Annotated in this window: 14 protein-coding genes; 5 read left to right on the top strand and 9 right to left on the bottom strand. The window is 50.6% G+C overall.

The window, feature by feature from the left end; all coding sequences use genetic code 11:
* Positions 1-129 precede the first annotated feature (129 nt).
* The 3 genes from YC6258_RS10015 to YC6258_RS10005 all read left to right on the top strand — a co-directional run bounded on the left by YC6258_RS10015 (position 130) and on the right by YC6258_RS10005 (position 3,085).
* Positions 130-771, top strand: coding sequence for an HAD hydrolase-like protein (locus YC6258_RS10015; RefSeq protein ID WP_044616868.1), 642 nt, complete (start codon positions 130-132; stop codon positions 769-771).
* A gap of 102 nt (positions 772-873) precedes the next feature.
* Entirely contained in the window at positions 874-1,716 is an 843-nt protein-coding gene (locus YC6258_RS10010; protein ID WP_044616867.1) for a PhzF family phenazine biosynthesis protein, read from the top strand.
* A 64-nt stretch (positions 1,717-1,780) separates the two neighbouring features.
* Positions 1,781-3,085, top strand: a complete 1,305-nt coding sequence (locus YC6258_RS10005; RefSeq protein ID WP_052830203.1) for an MFS transporter — start codon at positions 1,781-1,783, stop codon at positions 3,083-3,085.
* Here YC6258_RS10005 and YC6258_RS10000 read toward each other — a convergent pair.
* Positions 3,068-3,661, bottom strand: a complete 594-nt coding sequence (locus YC6258_RS10000) for a TetR/AcrR family transcriptional regulator (protein WP_044616866.1) — start codon at positions 3,659-3,661, stop codon at positions 3,068-3,070. The genes YC6258_RS10005 and YC6258_RS10000 overlap by 18 nt on opposite strands.
* A 130-nt stretch (positions 3,662-3,791) precedes the next feature.
* Here YC6258_RS10000 and YC6258_RS09995 point away from each other — a divergent pair, with 130 nt between their 5' ends.
* Together YC6258_RS09995 and YC6258_RS09990 are read left to right on the top strand one after the other, a co-directional pair.
* Positions 3,792-4,118: a hypothetical protein gene (locus tag YC6258_RS09995; RefSeq protein WP_044616865.1), complete on the top strand. Its 327-nt coding sequence runs from the start codon at positions 3,792-3,794 to the stop codon at positions 4,116-4,118.
* Between the two features lie 77 nt (positions 4,119-4,195).
* A complete protein-coding gene (locus tag YC6258_RS09990) occupies positions 4,196-4,819 on the top strand; it encodes a DUF2238 domain-containing protein (protein WP_044616864.1) in 624 nt (207 codons plus the stop codon).
* A 212-nt stretch (positions 4,820-5,031) separates the two neighbouring features.
* On the opposite strand, the gene YC6258_RS09985 is transcribed toward YC6258_RS09990, so the two are convergent.
* From YC6258_RS09985 to YC6258_RS09950, 8 genes are all read right to left on the bottom strand, one after another.
* Positions 5,032-7,908 carry a valine--tRNA ligase gene (locus tag YC6258_RS09985; protein ID WP_044616863.1) on the bottom strand — a complete coding sequence of 959 codons (2,877 nt, stop codon included), beginning with the start codon at positions 7,906-7,908 and terminating at the stop codon, positions 5,032-5,034.
* A gap of 182 nt (positions 7,909-8,090) precedes the next feature.
* The gene (locus YC6258_RS09980; RefSeq protein ID WP_144407609.1) at positions 8,091-9,431 is read right to left on the bottom strand and encodes an 8-oxoguanine deaminase; all 1,341 of its coding nucleotides are present in this window, start codon (positions 9,429-9,431) and stop codon (positions 8,091-8,093) included.
* Between the two features lie 3 nt (positions 9,432-9,434).
* Positions 9,435-10,385, bottom strand: coding sequence for an isopenicillin N synthase family dioxygenase (locus YC6258_RS09975; protein ID WP_044616861.1), 951 nt, complete (start codon positions 10,383-10,385; stop codon positions 9,435-9,437).
* Positions 10,386-10,556: 171 nt separating this feature from the next.
* Positions 10,557-11,477, bottom strand: a complete 921-nt coding sequence (locus YC6258_RS09970) for an FAD:protein FMN transferase (protein WP_044616860.1) — start codon at positions 11,475-11,477, stop codon at positions 10,557-10,559.
* 3 nt (positions 11,478-11,480) lie between these two features.
* Positions 11,481-12,641 (bottom strand): DUF3570 domain-containing protein, encoded by a 1,161-nt coding sequence (locus YC6258_RS09965; RefSeq protein WP_044616859.1) that lies wholly within the window; start codon positions 12,639-12,641, stop codon positions 11,481-11,483.
* Between the two features lie 9 nt (positions 12,642-12,650).
* A complete protein-coding gene (locus YC6258_RS09960) occupies positions 12,651-12,863 on the bottom strand; it encodes a DUF4266 domain-containing protein (protein WP_144407608.1) in 213 nt (70 codons plus the stop codon).
* A 33-nt stretch (positions 12,864-12,896) separates the two neighbouring features.
* Positions 12,897-14,186, bottom strand: a complete 1,290-nt coding sequence (locus YC6258_RS09955) for a DUF1552 domain-containing protein (protein ID WP_044616858.1) — start codon at positions 14,184-14,186, stop codon at positions 12,897-12,899.
* A gap of 29 nt (positions 14,187-14,215) precedes the next feature.
* Entirely contained in the window at positions 14,216-18,280 is a 4,065-nt protein-coding gene (locus YC6258_RS09950) for a DUF1592 domain-containing protein (protein ID WP_082070641.1), read from the bottom strand.
* Between the last annotated feature and the right edge of the window lie 189 nt (positions 18,281-18,469).

The following is an 18,469-nucleotide window of genomic DNA, read 5'->3' as shown; positions in this document are numbered from 1 at the left end:
GGCCAGAGGATAACCAAATCCGCCTGAAAATACAGCTCGAAACCTCTACCATGCGCATCAATGCCAAACTGGCAAACCGTCAGTAAGTAGCTAAGATAATAGGGTTTTAAATCAGCAGTTGGATTTTTCATGAATTATGAGTATCTGGTCTTCGATCTGGACGGCACCATCAGTGACCCCAAAGCCGGTATCACGCAATCCATCAACTACGCACTAGAACACCACCATTTTGATCCCTTTCCGCTGGACGAGCTGAGCCGTTTTATCGGCCCGCCACTGGACAAAACCTTTGCCGAACTCACCCGCAGCAACGACCCCGTACTAATCGCTTCTTTAGTGGAGAAATACCGTGAACGCTATGGTGATATCGGTTTCAGCGAAAACATATTGTACGACGGCATCGAAAGCACCCTGACGACATTGCATGAGCGTCAATGCTGCAAACTGGGCGTCTGTACCGCCAAACGGGGCGATTTCGCCGTTCGAATTCTGGATATGTTCGGTTTACTGGAGCTGTTCAGTTTTGTGAATGGCGCAGAGATCGGCGTGGATAAATGGCAACAGTTGGAAAACCTGCTGAACGATGGTGTCATTAACCGCAACGCCATTATGATTGGTGATCGCGCCTATGATCTGCATGCGGCCAACCACAACCAGCTGGATTGTGCCGGGGTGCTGTGGGGTTATGGCTCACGGGCGGAACTGGAAAAGGAACATCCCAGTCATATTCTGAACCATCCGGAGGAGCTGCTAACACTGATTCCACTATAAGCACTGCTTGGACACGGACGGTTTTTTCTTAATTGCAGATCTGCTCACAGGGTCTTACATTGCAAGTCTGAGCAAGTCATCGGGTAGCGGGCGGGACTCACTATGAATATTCAGCGTATTGCAGCGTTTACTTATCATCATGAAGGCGGAAATCCTGCGGGTGTTGCAATTCTGGAGCAGTTTCCAGCGGATATCGAAATGCAGACGGCCGCCGCCAGGATAGGATATTCCGAAACAGCTTTTTTGATGCCATTCCGGGATGGTTGGCGTATCCGCTATTTCGCTCCTGAAACCGAGGTGCCGTTCTGTGGCCATGCCACCATTGCCAGCGGTGCAGTCCTTGCGGCGGAGCATGGCAGCGGACATTATCGTTTATACCTTAATGACGGGGAAATCAGCCTGGAAGTCAGGCAGAAGGAAGATGGGCATCATCTTATTACGTTGCAGTCACCTCCTACATCCTCCCATCCGGCGGCGTCCTCGCTGATCACACCGATGCTCGCGCTGTTTCATCTGTCGCCACTGGATCTGGATGAGCATTTTCCGGTGCGCGTGGCGTCCGCCGGCGCTCAACATCTTATTCTGGTACTCAAAGACCGTTCCACTCTGGCAGCAATGCGATACGATTTTGACGCCACCCAGGCATTGATGAGAAAGGCCGGACTGACGACTGTCAGCCTGATCTGGATTGAATCCTCCAGTCGGATCCATGCCCGTAACGCCTTCGCCTCCGGCGGGGTGTATGAAGATCCGGCCACAGGTGCCGCAGCAGCGGCTCTGGCCGGCTATCTGCGTGATCTCAACTGGAATGAATGGAACGACCAGAACCGTTTTGAAATCATTCAGGGAGAGGATATGGGCGTTCCCTGCCGATTGCTGGTGGAATTTGACGCCAGTGCGGGATCGTCTGTGCGGGTCTCCGGCACTACCCGGGTGATCGACTGACAGGGTGTGCTCTGCATCTGGATTTGCTATAAACAGCCTTTTCCCACAGACCACAGGTATTTGAGTGGCCAATCGATCCATCAGTACACGCATTTATGAAAGACTGGTTCGTCATCCTGCCCCCCGGCAAAAAGCCGATATGGCACCGGAAGCACAGGCCGGGATTCCCGGAAATTTTGTCATCCTGCTGATCAGCCAGTTTCTGGTACAGCTGGGAGACGCCGTTTCAAACCCTAAAATCATCCTGCCCTGGATCATGGGCAGTGTCGGTGCCCCGCTCTATCAACTCGGCTTTCTGGTGCCCATCCGCGAAGCCGGTTCATTGCTGCCACAATTGCTGATTGCCGAGTGGGTCAGCCGCTATCGGTTGCGCAAATGGTTCTGGGTCTTTGGCAGCCTCTTTCAGTCTCTGGCCATTGCCGGTATCGGTCTGGTGGCCTGGCATGCTTCAGGAGCACTCGCCGGTTGGCTGATCATCGCCCTGTTAAGCGCATTCAGCCTGGCCCGTGGTCTCAGTTCCACTGCCTCCAAAGATGTGCTGGGCAAGACCATCCCAAAGAGCCAGCGCGGTGAAGTCAACGGTTGGTCGGCCAGCTTCTCCGGTCTGATTACGCTGGTCATGGGCGCGATTCTGCTGTTGCATAATGGACACCCGCTTGAAGCGCCCAGCTATGGTTATCTGATTCTCATGGCCAGCCTGCTTTGGGCCGCTGCGGCGCTGGTGTTTATCCGGATCCGAGAGCTGCCGGGTGAAACCCGCAAACCTCATAACGTCATGCAATCGCTACTGCAACGCAGCCGCATATTGATCACGGATAAACCATTCAGACGTTTTGTAATCACCCGGTCACTATTACTGTGTTCAGCCCTGACCGCGCCTTACTACGTGGCGCTGGCGCAGCAGTTACTGGGTAACCCGCTGCAATTGCTGGGTATGTTTGTGCTGGCCAGCGGCGCAGCCAGTCTGGTCTCGGGCCCGGTTTGGGGGAAATTTGCCGATGTTTCCAGCGCCGCCGTGATGGCTGTCGGTTCCTTTATTGCCGCCGGTTTAGGATTTCTGGTGTGTCTGCTGGCCTGGCTTCGGCCGGACTGGCTGGCGTTACCCTGGTTGCTGCCCTTGTGTTATTTTTTCCTCAGCATTGCCCATCAGGGTGTGCGTATTGGTCGCAAAACTTATGTGGTAGATATGGCCGAAGGAAATCTTCGCACTGATTACGTGGCAGTCAGCAACACCATTATCGGTGCGGTGTTGCTATTGGTGGGAGGTCTCGGGGCACTCGCCGGTTTGATTAACCTGAACGGCATCATCCTGATGCTGTCAACGGCCGGATTAATGGGAGCGGTAATGGCCTCATGCCTGAGGAAATAACAGCTCGGTATTGAAAATTCCCTGATACAGACCGGCGGCAACCCGCTTGAAATATTCCGGATCCTCAAGGGCCTGAGCACCGGTCAAACCACCCTGCAGAGCCGCCAGCACTACTGCCGCCTGGCGATCTACCGGTTGGCTATCCACCGACAAATCGTAATAACGGGCGAACGTCTTCCTGAGCCAGGTCAGATTCAATTTGAAAAAAGCCTGAACTTCCATCATGACCGCTTCCGGCAGCAACGGTTTTTCCACACTGAGAACCGCACACAGACACATCTGCCGGGCACTGAGCATTTCCTGATAAAACATGTAAAAGTAATGAGTCAGCGCCGCTTCGGGATCAAAATCAGGCAAATCAGGGTCCATCAGCGCCTGTTCAAACCGGCTGCGATAACGCAATGCCACTGCGGCTGCCAGGTGCCCTTTGGTGGGAAAATGATAATGCACGCTGGCACTCTTGATTCCGGTATCGCGGGCCAGATCGCGAAAGCTGAACGAGCTGTATCCTCCCGTTCGAATATACGTTTCCGCAAGATCCAGTAATTTTTCTGGAGTGTTTTTTTCACCAGCCATGTTCCAATCCCGTTACCCAATTGAGTGACAGTGTACAACAAACTGAAGCAGGTTCGCGTTAAGCGCATTTGACTTCAGCCTGCCCGGCCCTCATCTGACATATTATGACCTGATCAATGGAGAACCTGTCATGGAGCTGTTGCTCGCTTTACTGATTATGATCACCGTCATGGTGATACCCGTTAAACTCGCGGCATCCATGGTCGGTGCCAAGAACACCGGCTTTTTTACCTGTTTGGGGGCCCTCATCGTTGCCAGCATCATTCAGTTAATGGCCATCAGAATTGTGCCTGCGTTGAGCGAACAACTGGGCATTCTGTTATCCCTGCCACTGACAGCCGTGGCGTACATGATGGTACTGGATACCAGCTTTTTGAAAGGTATCCTGATTGCCGTTCTGCAGGGATTTATCCTGGTATTAATGACTTTTCTACTCGCAGGCCTGTTGGTTTTCTGACAACAGATCCGTGACTTATACACAGGCAACACCGGTCCAACCGCCAATAAATCAAAATAGTAAGGATGGAAATCACTATGGGAAAGGCACTCTGGATCGGTACTTTTACGCTGGCGCTTGTCTGGTCAGGCATACACCCCAAGGATCAATTCACCTGGTTTCTGGAAACCGTGCCAGCCATGATCGGTGCAGTCGTTCTGGCCATCACCTATCGTTCATTCCGTTTTACCACTCTGGTCTACAGTCTGATTCTGGTCCACTGTCTGGTGCTGATGGTCGGCGGTCACTACACCTATGCCGAGGTTCCTTTGTTTGATGTCATTCGGGATTACTTCGGCATGGCGCGCAATAACTACGACAAACTCGGACACTTGGTCCAGGGTTTTGTTCCGGCCATGATCGCCCGGGAAATCATCAAACGCAGACAGATCATTAACGGCAATATCATGAGTTCATTTTTTATTGTCTGCTTCTGCCTGGCCTTCAGTGCATTTTATGAACTGATCGAATGGTGGGTGGCCGTTGCAACCGGCGACAGTGCCGAGGCATTTCTGGGAACTCAAGGCTATGTCTGGGATACCCAGTCAGATATGGCTTACGCGCTGTTCGGCGCAATCGCCAGTTTACTGTTGTTAAGTGGCTGGCATGATCGGCAGTTAAGGTCGCTTCCGAGAATGAAGAACCCGATGATTTTAGAGTGAAAAATATCGCAATGCTGGCTCAGCGAGGGTTACTGTGAGTGACGAGCTTTGCTCCGTGAAACCAGAGATCACTCACTTACATCGCCACTGAAACAGCATTTCCGACACCCAAGAACCGCACCAGCGCCTGTTTTATTAGATGACATGGCAACAATAACTATCCGGAGCGGCCATAAGTGCACGCTCCGGATGACAGACTGACAATGGCAGGATCAGTTTAGTTCCGCCAGTTTGTCGGCCTGTTCCTGCAGACTCGCCAGTTTACCCTGCAGATCAGCAGCCTTTTCTTTTTCTTTATTGACGACCGCTTCCTGTGCCTTGGCCAGAAAGTTCTCATTGCTCAGTTTAGCTTCAGTACGCTGCAGATCCTGCGCCACTCGGGTAATTTCCTTTTGCAGACGCGCCTGTTCGGCGGCCACATCGATCAGACCGGCCATGGGCACCAACACCTGAGTCTCACCCACCAATGCGGTTGAAGACAGCGGTGCGTCTTCATCTTCATTGAGCCAGCGAATACTTTCCAGTTTGGCCAGTTTGATCAGGAACTCAGAGTTTTTCTGTAAACGCTGCTGATCAACGGCATTATTGCCTTTCAAAATCACATCGATGGCTTTGACCGGCGAAATCTGCATTTCACCACGAATATTACGCACACCAACGATCACACCCTTGATCCATTCGATGTCCTGCTCAGCACTTTCATCCAACTGGGTTTCATCCGCCACCGGGTAAGGACGCAACATGATGGTGTCGCCTTCCTGCCCGGCCAGATCCCGCACATTCAACCAGATTTCTTCGGTAATGAAAGGCATGATCGGATGTGCAATTCGCAGGATGGCTTCCAATACCCGCACCAGCGTCCGTCGGGTTCCGCGTTTCAGTGTTTCGGAACCATCTTCCTGCCACAGCACCGGTTTACTCAACTCCAGATACCAGTCGCAGTATTCATTCCAGACAAAGTCATAAATGGCCTGGCTCATCAGATCAAACCGATAGTTATCAAAGTAACGGGCAACATCCTGTTCCAGACGCTGCAGGCGGGAAATGATCCAACGGTCGGCCAGCGACAGCTCATAGGATTCATTGTTCAGATCCTGAACCGCCAATGCCTCGGAATCGTAGGCTTCCACGGTATTCATGCGAACATAGCGGGCCGCATTCCACAGCTTGTTACAGAAATTCCGATACCCTTCCAGTCGCTTAACATCAAAATTGATGTCACGCCCGGTAGCCGCCAGTGAGGTCAGCGTAAAACGCAGGGCATCGGTCCCGGAGCGTTCGAAACCATTGGGAAAGGACTTGCGGGTGTTTTTCTCGATTTTGGCCGCCAGCTGTGGCTGCATCAGTCCGCTGGTGCGTTTGGCCAACAGGTCATCGAGACTGATACCATCGATCAGATCGATCGGGTCAATCACATTGCCTTTGGACTTGGACATTTTCTGGCCGTTTTCATCCCGGATCAGACCGGTGACATACACTTTTTTGAAGGGCACCTGAGGCTTGCCATCGTCATCTTTGATGAAGTGCATGGTCATCATGATCATGCGTGCCACCCAGAAAAAGATGATGTCAAAGCCGGTCACCAGTACATCGGTGCTGTGGAACTCTTTCAGAGCCGCGGTTTCATCAGGCCAGCCCAGGGTCGAAAACGACCACAGGCCAGAACTGAACCAGGTATCCAGCACATCTTCATCCTGAGTCAGCTGTACATCATCCGCCAGTTTGTATTTCTGCCGGACCTCCGCTTCAGAACGGGCCACGTAAACTTCACCATTCTGGTCATACCAGGCGGGAATCTGGTGTCCCCACCACAATTGCCGCGAAATACACCAGTCCTGAATATCCCGCATCCAGGCAAAATAGGTGTTTTCCCACTGTTTTGGCACAAATTCGATATCGCCATTCTCTACAGCTTTAATCGCCGGTTCCGCCAGCGGAGCAGTACGCACATACCATTGATCGGTCAGCCATGGTTCAATCGCTTCACCTGAACGGTCCCCTCTGGGCACCATCAGGGTATGATCCTTGATCTCTTCGAGCAGCCCCAACTGTTCAAAATCTGCCACGATTTTGCTTCTGGCCTCGTATCGGGACAAACCGGCATAACCGTCCGGAATGGTGCCGGGGACATCCGGGTTGATACTGCCGTCATAGTGAAACGCCTGCGCGGTGGCGAGAATGTTGGCACTGGCATCAAACACATTCACCAGCGGCGCACTGTGACGCTTACCCAGTTCATAGTCGTTGAAATCATGAGCGGGTGTAATTTTCACGCAGCCGGTGCCAAATGCCATATCCACGTAGTCATCAGCCACAATGGGCAGCCGGCGACCAACCAATGGCAGTTCAACATATTGACCGATAATGGACTGATAGCGTTCATCTTCGGGGTTCACGGCAACTGCGGTATCTCCGAGCAAGGTCTCTGGCCGGGTGGTTGCCACGACAATATAATCCTTACCGTCAGCGGTTTTCACGCCATCTGCCAGTGGATAGCGAAAATGCCACAGTTTGCCGTTTTCCTCTTTGTTCTCGACCTCAAGATCGGAGATGGCGGTGTGTAGTTTCGGATCCCAGTTCACCAGACGTTTGCCACGATAAATCAGCCCTTCGTCATACAGACGGACAAAGGTTTCTTTGACTGCTGCGGCCAGATTGTCATCCATGGTGAACGCTTCACGGGACCAGTCCACAGAGTCTCCCAGACGACGCATCTGCCGGGTAATGTTGCCGCCGCTTTCCTCTTTCCATTGCCAGACCCGGTCTATAAAGGTTTCGCGCCCAAGATCGTGACGGGTTTTGCCATCCGCCGCGAGCAGACGCTCCACTACCATCTGCGTGGCAATACCGGCGTGATCAGTTCCAGGCTGCCACAGGGTCTTATGACCACTCATGCGTTTGTAACGGGTCAGCGCATCCATAATGGTCTGCTGGAAGGCGTGGCCCATGTGCAGACTACCGGTCACATTCGGTGGCGGAATGACAATGCAGTAACCTTCGCCTTCTCCCTTGGGGGCAAAGTAATCACCTTGTTCCCAGCTCTGATAATGTTTCTGCTCAATGTCCTGAGGCTGATAGGTTTTTTCCATGGGGAAATGCTCTCGATTATGCGATTGTCGTTTCAGAAAATATTAAAAGGAGGGGGATTATAGGAAAACAAACGCCCGTATTTCCACCAACAGAGATGATAAGCCGATAAAACACGAGCATTAAATATCGTATAGCACCCACTCTGTTGGCAGAGACCTGCACAGAACTTAGGAAAAGAGGCCTACAACAACCGCCTGGCCAGTTCCGTATGGTGTAATCTCAACGCTTCCAGATCGATATGCAGCAAACCATCTTCCACAGCCCATTGTCCGGCAACCATTAAGTGACTGACTTTTTGGGCACCGCAGAGCACCAGCGCAGCAATCGGATCAGCAGCACCGGAGAACCGCAGTTCATCCAACACAAACATGGCAAGATCTGCCTGTTTGCCAACCTCAATGGCACCGATATCGCTACGCCCCAAAACCTTGGCAGAACCACGCGTGGCCCAGTTCAGAACGGTATGTTGGGTGATTTTCTCAGTCCCATATTTTAACCGTTGCTGCAATAACGACTGGCGAACCTCCTGCATCATATTCGAGCAATCGTTACTGGCTGAACCATCTACACCCAAACCAATATGACAACCAGCCTGCTCCAGTTCCAGTGTTGGACAGGTACCTGAAGCCAGCAGCATGTTGGACGTCGGGCAATGTGCGATACCCACTTCTGCTTGCCCGAGACGGTATATTTCCTCATCCGTAAAATGGATGCCGTGAGCCAGCCAGGTGCCTTTACGCAACCAACCACAATGTTCCAGGTAGTCGGTCGGACGCATACCATATTTCTGTACACAAAAATGGTTTTCATCCACAGTTTCGGCCAGATGAGTATGCAGCGACACCTGATATTGCCGTGCCAGCTCGGCAGTATCTTTCATCAATTGCTCACTGACAGAAAATGGTGAACAGGGAGCCAGAGCAAGCTGTATCATTGAACCTTCTTTGGGGTCATGATAACTTTTTAACAACCGTTCTGAGTCGGCAATAATGTCCGCTTCAGTCTGTATGACAGAATCCGGCGGCAACCCACCCTGGCTTTCACCAAGACTCATACTGCCCCGAGTCAGAGTGGCACGAGCTCCAAGATGCTGGACAGCAGCAATCTGGATATCAATGGCCTGTTCCAGGCCTTTTGGAAAAACGTAATGATGATCACAAATTGTGGTACAACCGGACAACATCAACTCCGCCGCCGCCAGTTCTGATGACACCTCCAGCAGTTCCGGCGTCAGCCGTTCCCACACCCGATATAAAACCTTAAGCCATGGAAATAAAGGCTTATTCATTGCCTCGGGCAAACACCGGGTCAGGGTTTGATAAAAGTGATGATGGGTATTGATGAGTCCTGGGATAACGACCAGGTTACGGGCATCAAAAACTTCGTCTACCGGGAATGACGGCTGTTCGTTCAACCCCAGCAGTTCCACAATTTTGGATTGTTCAACCACGATTCCGCCACGACAATCCGCAACAACATCCTGGTAAACGGCCAATGGTTCCTTTATCCAGATACGTGCCACGATTTATTCACCCTGACGATATGCATAAGTGGCATCAAAACGGGACTGAATCCAGTCACCACTGTATATTGGTTCATATTTGGCCGGCTTCTGTTCAGACTGACAACTCGCCACACAGGCAACCATGGTTTCGTAATCCGGCTCAACAAAAAAAGGAACTGAATAGCGATGAACTCCCGGCATCGATGCTTTTACCCGGTGTGCCGTGGATACGTACTCATCATTGGTCCAGCGTTGCATCAGATCGCCGATGTTGACCACTAACGCTCCTTCTACCGGTGGTGCATCGAGCCACTCACCATTGCGGGCACGAACCTGTAAACCGCCCACTTGATCCTGTAATAATAATGTGACACATCCATAGTCCGTGTGAGCCCCGGCACCATTATCATGTTCCATCGTCGGTCTCGGCGGGTAATGGATAAGCCTTAAAACGGTTACATGAGTATTGAAACAACGAGTAAAAAAATCGTCTTCCAGTTTTAACGCTTTGGCCATAGCCATCAATAAACTCTGAGATGCGGTGAACGCAGCCTGATAATAGTTGAGCAAGGTATCTACTATGGCTGGATCCTGGGGGTAACGGTTGGGGCCATACATTTTGGAATACTTGCTAACCATTGGATGATCAGGTGGCAAATCCAACGCCATATCAAATGTTTCTTTCCAATCAGACAGATTGCCTTCATCGAGCTTTTCTTTACCAATCGAGCCATACCCTCTGTGGTTGGGGCTGGTACCAATATCGATCTTTTGCTTTTCTTCCTGCGGTAAGGCAAAAAAACGCTTTGCCGCCACAAAAATTTCCTGCATCAAGCTCTGGGAAATACCGGTATTGGTCAGATAGATAAAGCCGATTTCGCGGCAGGCGTAGTCAAGGCGCTGAATTTCGGCCTGTTGAATGGCATGGTCGTGGGACGTTAGTAAACTAAGATCGATTAATGGTAATGACATGGCTGATACTCGAAATACTACTTGAACAGCACGTCCTGTTAATTTCAGAAAAACAATCAGCAGGATGAACGTCGGGCTAGCCTGTCGAAAAAAGCGAAAACTGTCAACAAGTGTTCTGTTACCAACCAACAGTAACTGCAGTCATCATCTTCAGGAACAAATACTGCCGAACTAACTTTGATCAGCAACCTGAATATTGGAAATCAACGACATCTGTTGATCCACCAGCAAATAAGCAACACCCGATTCCTTTAACCAATCAGGATCGGTTTCACTTTTCAATAATGCCAGACTGGTAAAAGAACCAGCTATCAAACACTGATCGGCCACAACCGTTGCCCCGGCAATTGGTGACTGTATGGGATAGCCGGTGAATGGATTAAGAATATGACAATAGCGCTTCCCGCCAATCAGCATATAACGCTCATAATCACCACTGGTGGCAATGGCACCGTGAGTCATAGGAATTCTGGCAATAGCATGATCAGCCTCACGGGGATGCTGAATACCAACCATCCAGGGTTTTCCATCCGGATGCGGCCCTATAACAGAGATATCACCACCCAGGTTCACCAGCCCATGCTCCACCCCCCGGTGACGCAACACCGAACCAAGCTGATCAGCGGCAAACTCTTTTACGAATCCCCCGAAATCAATTTCCATCCCGGCTTTCGGCAAAGCAAAAAACGGCGGCTGCCAATGTACGTTTGACCAGCCAATGAGTGGCAATAAGGCTTCTATGTCGGCATCAGCGGGCAAACAACCGGAACGAAAATCCCATGCCCGCCGCAGGATGCCGGAGGTAATATCAAACAGCCCTTCACTTTGTTCATGCAAGGTGGCCGCATAATGCAGCAGTCCGACGGTTTCGCTATCCACTTCGATCTGTTCACCATTGCCGGATGCAGCATTGATCCTGCTGGTAATACTGTCAGGACGATAACGAGTGTATTTGTTTTCCAGCTGAATGAGACGCTGCCGGGCAGCCGCCAGTAGTTGCTGATTGTCTTCAGCCGGAGCGTAATACCATAGCTCACACCGGCTGCCCATTGCCCGGAATTGATGATGATGAAGTGGAAGTGCCGACGACATGATTTAGAAATTCATGCCAATTCCCACAGACACCACATCAAAACTCACCAGTGCCGGATGATCTCCAAAGGCACCATAGTGTTCGTAGGAAACATTGCCATAAAACTGTGACCATTGTTTTTCCAGTTTGATACGACCACTCAATGCGGTAAATTCTGAAAGCCGGTAATCACTGGAATAGTAACCATCCTGGCGAGTGCTTTTATAATAAGGCTCGTAAAAAGCAGCTGCAGACTGATGGTAAAGACGCATGGACGGAACAATCTGCCAGTTGTTACCAAAGTTCTGGTACCAGCCAACATCAGCCGTCTGGGAGAACACTTCCCAATCATTGTAGTAAAAGCTCAGATCAGTATGCAGTGCTGCATCATAGTCATTGAAGAACTGCCTGAATAACAACGAACCACTGAACTGACTCTGGCTCTCCGGGCGCGAATCCTGAACCTGCATACCATTGACGGTCGCCCATTTATAAGGATCTGACAAAAATCCCTGTAACGATGTCATACCGATATTCGCACCTACCAAACGGTTTTTATCAATGACTTGAGAAAAACCAACGAAACCGGATACCCGTGATTTGTCTTTTCCGCTTGGTCTGGTGGGATATTTATCGGTATCAGATGCATCAATATTATCCTTTCCAGCACTCATCCCGTAGTTCAGAGTCGTCAGATTATTGTTCAGACGCCAGATACCGGAAAAGCCAAACGAGAGCGAGGAGTAATCATTTTCGGTTGAATAGCTGGCGGACAAAGTGGACTCACTTCGCAGATTATAACTGCGAAAATCAGCGCCGACTTCCATCCGTGTTTCATCGATGGTTGCGCCACTCATCACCTGCACGGGATCACCTTTCTCATCGGGCACCACATACCATGGCGAAGCGCCGGACATGGTCTCGGCGATACCACTGATGGTCAACTCTGTGTCTTCAGTCACCGGAATCTTGCCTTTTGCCTGAAACACATCGATATCATAACGGGAAGAGGATTTACCGGTATTGGTGTTACCCGCCGGGATCTCCCCTTCATGATAGTGGCTGTATCTGAAGTCAATTTCATTATCTTGATTTGGTGGGTCCGCCCGTACCGTTTCTGATAACGTATTTAACAACAGTGCCGCAGCGCTTAAGTTCAGCAGAACAGATTTTTTATCTTGCATTGCTATTCCTCAGTTACAGCCACAACCACCGCCTGCTCCGGCAGTGACGGTTTGAGATGCTTCTTTACCATGATAAATATGATCCTGGATTTTCTGTTCCAGTGCATCTGAACTGAAGGCCATTTCAGGCCGGGCAAGATTACCCCTTTCCCAAGGCTTCACTTGAGCGCAGCCCTGACAAAAAAGCACCAATACCAATAAAGGCAGGAGCAGTTTATTCATTATTAAATCTCTTCCAAAGCCGAAAAAGCTATCTTATACCAATATCCCACTCACAGGACCATTGGCATCATACGGTTTTATGACACCGTAGACACCCATATATTCCGCAGCTGTATCCAGCAGCTGATGATGGTTGTCCGCAGGAATAATAGTTCCCCGGTTAACGGCATTTCCACCACCCGCAAACATAAAGGCAGCATCAGAGCCGGTATGGGAACCACCATCGCCCATATCCGTAACCTGAACAACAAGCGTCGAATCTATCATCTTGCCGCCATTCGGATCATCTTCCGCTTTCAAACGCTCGATCAGATGCGCTATGCGTTCGGAGAAATAGGTCCGATACTCAGCATAAAAGTCCAGATTCCCGCTGTGTACCGAGGTGTGGTAATCCGCATCCAGACCGGTCACACCAAAGTCAGACTGATGGGTACCCAACTGAATGGTGACCACCCGGGTGATGTCACACTTAAGCGCCAGGATGGCATTCTCGGTCTGTAATGCAAACAAGTTAGTAAACTCGCTATCCACCAGATCGGCTGACAGACCGCTCGGGTTAAATGTTGGATCACTGCAACCCATCGGTGTTGAAGAACTGGACGTACTATCGATATCCGTCTTCAGTTTTTCGATGGCCGCCTGGTGTTGTTCCAGGCGCTGTAGTTCATAGGTGCCGAGTTTGGTTTTGATTTTGGCCAGCGCCGCCTGGTTGATCTCCAGACGTTTTTTATCTCGCCGGGCACCGATAGGACTGGTATCCACCGCACCGCCAAACAGTTTTTCAAACGCTGTTTGCGGGTTGTCCTGATAATCGGTTACCCCGGAATACCAACGTGCCGACACCGGGTCCAGGTTACGGGTACGCACGCCAAGCCGTAATGAAGCCACCGGAGAAGTGGCTCCAACGGTTTCTTCCAGCGCCAGGTCGATGGTGCCACCGACACCATCGGCAAAAGCGCCCAAAACCCGCTGAGAGTTACCATGACCACCACCACCAATGATCTCGATCCCTTTGCTGGCATCACTGCGGCTACGGAAAAATACGCACTCATCCTTGACCGATTCCAGCGGCTGGGAACAGGTTTTCAATGCCAGATTAGCGGATGGCAGGAACGAGTAGGAGGCCCCCTGAGGGGTACCATCCGGAACGTAGATAAAGATCACCCGACGCTGGGCAGTATCCGCGGCCAGCGCCTGACGGGATAACAGCATACCGGCGCCCAGGCTCGACGCCTGCAGCAGGGGCAGGGAAAGCCCTGCCTTGCCGATGAACTTTAAGAAGTTGCGACGTTGCATCAACGCAGCTTGTTTTTCATGACTCATGTTAGACCTCTTCAATATCCGGTTTGCCATTAACGTACGACATTTTTACGGTAACGGACGCTGTCCATCGTGCCGAGTGCTTTCAGCAGCTCAACGGTGCTGTAGTCACTGGATTTCATGACGTTATCCAGGTTCTGCACTTCACAGGTGTAGTTATTGACCTCATCAGCGGAGAGATCGATATCCATTGCCCGGTCCAGATAAGTTGATCCGGTACCCATGGCCATCCGGAAAGTATTGTCGATGAAGCACTGACGGGTGACATCCAGATCGGCGATCGAGTGCGCCAGCTCTTTGGCTCCGTTGAAGCTGATTGAATCGCCATCTGTCAAACTGGACACACCGTACATGGTTCCCGAAGAGTCAATGGTCAAACCGTTGTAATCTTTGGTCTGTGGCAGACCAACGGCATCGTAATCTTCAAAACCGCCACCCAATGGGTTGATCATCTGCGCGTGGCAAGACTGACAAATGCTGGCAGATGTCTGGAACTCATACTTCTTACGGGCAGTTGCCAGGCCATTGTGTTCTTCCAGGTATTTTTCCCACTCGATTCTGGCCTGTTCACGGGCTTCATCGAAGTCATCACCATTGAGCGATACACCGGTTGGTGGCGCTGGCACATCATGGCAGAGGAAACGTTTACGCAAATACGTAGCGCGTAATATCGGACCAGTTTCCTGTTCATGGGCATGAACGGTCAGGAAGGCACCCGAGGTGACCAAGCCTGCGCGGCTATTGATACCGGTAACTTTCTGCATATTGCTGCCGGTCACACCACCAACCCCATAGAAATCAGCCAGAGTCTGATTGGCAAAGGTGAAATTACCGTCATACAGCGCGGAGAACGGCTCGCCCTGATCCAGTACCACGTGGTTGAAGACATCACGCACTTCCTGGGCCATCGCTGTACGCACATTAGCGGTGAAAGTTGGATACAGATTCGAGTCTTTGACCATGTCCAGTACCCGATCCGTCCGCAGCCATTGCGCTGCGAAGTTACCAAAATGCTGATGAGCGCGGTCAGTTTTCAACAAACGTTCCACCTGGGCAGCAACTTGTTCATCAGTATCCAGTCCACCTTCAGCTGCTGCTTTCAGCAGAATGTCATCAGGAGTGGAACCGGTGAAGGTATAACTCAGGTAGGATGCCAACTGATACGATGTCAGAACATATGCATCATCATCCAGAGCCACATCCGGTGTAGACGGAACAGCAATCTCGGCGGCCGATACTTTCAGACTACTGATGGTCAGAGTACGACTGTCGTGCACGTTGGCTGTATTGGCATTCTTGGCAACCAGGTAAATGTAATCATTCTTCACCTGATCACTGTAGAAACGATAGGTTTTATAGTAAGTATGATCCACTTCAACCTGACCGATGACGGTGCCACTTCCTGTCTCGATCGACAAGGTAGGCCATACACTGCCTTTTACCGCTTTAACGCTGACCTCAACCAGATCTTTACCGGTGAACCGGGTATTACCGAAACCAGCCTGGTTATATAGGGCAACTTCTTTAGGATTCTGAGCTTCAACCAGTACCTGTACTTCCCCAACCGGCTGATAATCACCATTGTCAGATGAAGAACCTCCGGCTTCGATGTCTTTGACAGAAACACCGGTTTCATCACGATACAGGAACTGAGGAGACGTCAGAGCGGTTCTGAGTGCCAGACTAAGACCTTCATTGATATCACCTGCGGTATAGTCGGTGGTAAACAGAGATTGATAGGCAGTATTTTCTTCCGCAGTCAGAGGACGACGGAAAACCTTCGGCAGGAAGTTCTCAACGAAACTGGCAGCACACGCAGCAGTATCATTAAAGGCTGAGCAATCAATGATACTGGTGTAGTCCTGCTGCGCGAGTTTATCCACTACTTTGTTGATAACCAGGCTATAAGACTGCATTGCACCAGTATCAATGGAAGCCATGACATTGTTGGAAAAACCATCGATCAGGTTATCGGTTGGAATTGCATCATAGGTACTTTGTCCCAGATCCCGGACAAGGTTAATCCCGGTCAAATCCTCTACTGAGTTTGCAAACTCATGATCGGTCAGCACACGCAGACTTCTGGGTCCATAGGTCACATCACCACAGGATAGGTTATCACCAGAACCGTTGTCTGAACCTGATCCGTTATCAGAGCCATTGTCTGAACCCGAACCGTTGTCAGAGCCGGAACCATTGTCTGAACCCGAGCCATTGTCAGAGCCAGAACCATTATCTGAACCCGAACCATTGTCAGACCCGGAACCATTGTCTGAGCCTGAGCCGTCACCTACCCAACTGCGGATATAGGCTGCAGTATTGGCAGCACATTCACCCACACACTGGGCACCAGCACCGTACGGCATGGTATCGACGATATAATCAACCAGATTCTGCTTGTTGTTACCAAACACAGAAGCCGTTGCGTCGATTGCAAACTGACCCTTTCCGTCACTGCCGTGACACGTGGCACACTGAGCATCATAAAGAGTCTTGCCATTCGTCACATCACCATTTGATGTTCCACCACCATTGTTACCATCACCAGAAGAACCATCACCGGATGAGCCACCGTCTGATCCAATTGGATCACAACCTACAGCTTCCGTTGATACAACAATATCATCCATCCACACATCAGCACTGTTACCGCTGAAGCTTTGGAAACCAAACATGACATAGTTGAACTTATCGCTCATCCAGTCTTTACCCAGAGCACCGTTATTCCAGTCGGAATCGGAAGTAATGCTATGAACCAGTTCACCATCGACCCACATGCGAACTTCGTCATAATCGGTATCAGCATACAGTGCAGTTTCAACGCAATACCAAGTATTCGGCTTCAACGCCTTACCGGATTCCCACTGACTGGCTGTAGGCGAAATATTATCGGATGGGACATCGTTAGTACCCAAAACCCCTTTGATTTGACCAATACGGACTTCGTTATTGGCATCCTGGGTTTTCTTGATACCCATGATGTGCTCATGGTTGTCGCCCGGAACATTACCCATTTGCTTATTCATACGGACAAAGGCGCGCAAATGCAGCTGCTGAGTGTTGTCTGGCAATTTACGAACTATCTGCGACAGACTACCTTTAAAGTGAATGGAATGCGTACCGCTGTAGGCAACTGAATCATCCACCAGGGCATAGGTACCATAGTCTTTGGTATTCGTTGTGTTGTAGTTATAACTCAGGAAGTTATCCCAGTCCTGCGGCTGAGTATCAGCAGCCACATTTTCAAACGTTTCGGAAAAGATAACTGCTGCAGACGACCCGCCACCATTATCGGAACCGCCGTTATCAGAACCGCCATTGTCGGAACCGCCGTTGTCGGAGCCACCGTTGTCAGAACCGCCGTTATCGGAACCACCGTTATCGGAGCCGCCATTATCGGAACCACCGTTGTCGGAACCACCATTATCGGAACCGCCGTTGTCGGAACCACCGTTGTCGGAGCCGCCATTATCGGAACCACCGTTGTCGGAGCCGCCGTTATCGGAGCCGCCATTATCGGAACCACCGTTGTCAGAACCGCCATTATCGGAACCACCGTTATCGGAGCCGCCATTATCGGAACCACCGTTGTCGGAACCACCATTATCGGAACCACCGTTGTCGGAACCGCCATTATCGGAACCACCGTTGTCGGAGCCGCCATTATCGGAACCGCCATTATCGGAACCACCATTGTTACCGGTTCCAGAATCAGGCGCAGGAAAACCAGCTACGACATAATCAGCAATCTGTTCAGCACAGGTCTGACCACAAGAGCTCGGGTTGCTCGGAGGCATTGTTTGAACCGTCGCAGAAATAAATGAGCTACGGTTAACATTCTTTAAACTTGGACTAACTCCACTCCCCTGGCCAGAATCACCATGACAAACGGCGCATTGACTAGCGTATAACGCTCGTCCAGGGAAATCGTTTGAGTCAGAACCAGAACCGTCATTGGGTGATCCGGATCCCTGGTCTGAGGTGTCATTTGTGCCTGATGAACCATTAAAATCGGGGGAGTCTGTACCACAGCCCTGAAGCCCGGCCAAAAGGCCCAGCAGCACAAGTCGTGTGGCGGTGTATCGAATCCAGTACATATCGGGAGTCCTGAAAGAAATTTATACGAAACTATCAAGTAGGCAAAAATGTTAGTGGCATATACATTTGGAGTACTTGAAATGGTTCTCATAATTACTTTTTTGTAAATAAATAATAATTTTGAGAAGTGATCCCGACATGAAATTGTCAAGATATCTAGAATGGCACGCCAAAAATTCCGACAAACC

This window comes from Gynuella sunshinyii YC6258, assembly GCF_000940805.1.
GTDB lineage: Bacteria > Pseudomonadota > Gammaproteobacteria > Pseudomonadales > Natronospirillaceae > Gynuella > Gynuella sunshinyii.
The sequence above is the reverse complement of the archived record's forward strand: the minus strand, read 5'-3'. Positions and strand labels throughout refer to the sequence as shown.

Bases quoted from the DNA above. Each gene is read 5' to 3' on its own strand.
- YC6258_RS09955 (WP_044616858.1), bottom strand. From the start codon at position 14,186: ATGAGTCATGAAAAACAAGCTGCGTTGATGCAACGTCGCAACTTCTTA.
- YC6258_RS10010 (WP_044616867.1), top strand. From the start codon at position 874: ATGAATATTCAGCGTATTGCAGCGTTTACTTATCATCATGAAGGCGGA.
- YC6258_RS09970 (WP_044616860.1), bottom strand. From the start codon at position 11,477: ATGTCGTCGGCACTTCCACTTCATCATCATCAATTCCGGGCAATGGGC.
- YC6258_RS09960 (WP_144407608.1), bottom strand. From the start codon at position 12,863: ATGAATAAACTGCTCCTGCCTTTATTGGTATTGGTGCTTTTTTGTCAG.
- YC6258_RS09995 (WP_044616865.1), top strand. From the start codon at position 3,792: ATGGAGCTGTTGCTCGCTTTACTGATTATGATCACCGTCATGGTGATA.
- YC6258_RS09990 (WP_044616864.1), top strand. From the start codon at position 4,196: ATGGGAAAGGCACTCTGGATCGGTACTTTTACGCTGGCGCTTGTCTGG.
- YC6258_RS09985 (WP_044616863.1), bottom strand. From the start codon at position 7,908: ATGGAAAAAACCTATCAGCCTCAGGACATTGAGCAGAAACATTATCAG.
- YC6258_RS09965 (WP_044616859.1), bottom strand. From the start codon at position 12,641: ATGCAAGATAAAAAATCTGTTCTGCTGAACTTAAGCGCTGCGGCACTG.
- YC6258_RS10000 (WP_044616866.1), bottom strand. From the start codon at position 3,661: ATGGCTGGTGAAAAAAACACTCCAGAAAAATTACTGGATCTTGCGGAA.
- YC6258_RS09975 (WP_044616861.1), bottom strand. From the start codon at position 10,385: ATGTCATTACCATTAATCGATCTTAGTTTACTAACGTCCCACGACCAT.
- YC6258_RS10015 (WP_044616868.1), top strand. From the start codon at position 130: ATGAATTATGAGTATCTGGTCTTCGATCTGGACGGCACCATCAGTGAC.
- YC6258_RS09950 (WP_082070641.1), bottom strand. From the start codon at position 18,280: ATGTACTGGATTCGATACACCGCCACACGACTTGTGCTGCTGGGCCTT.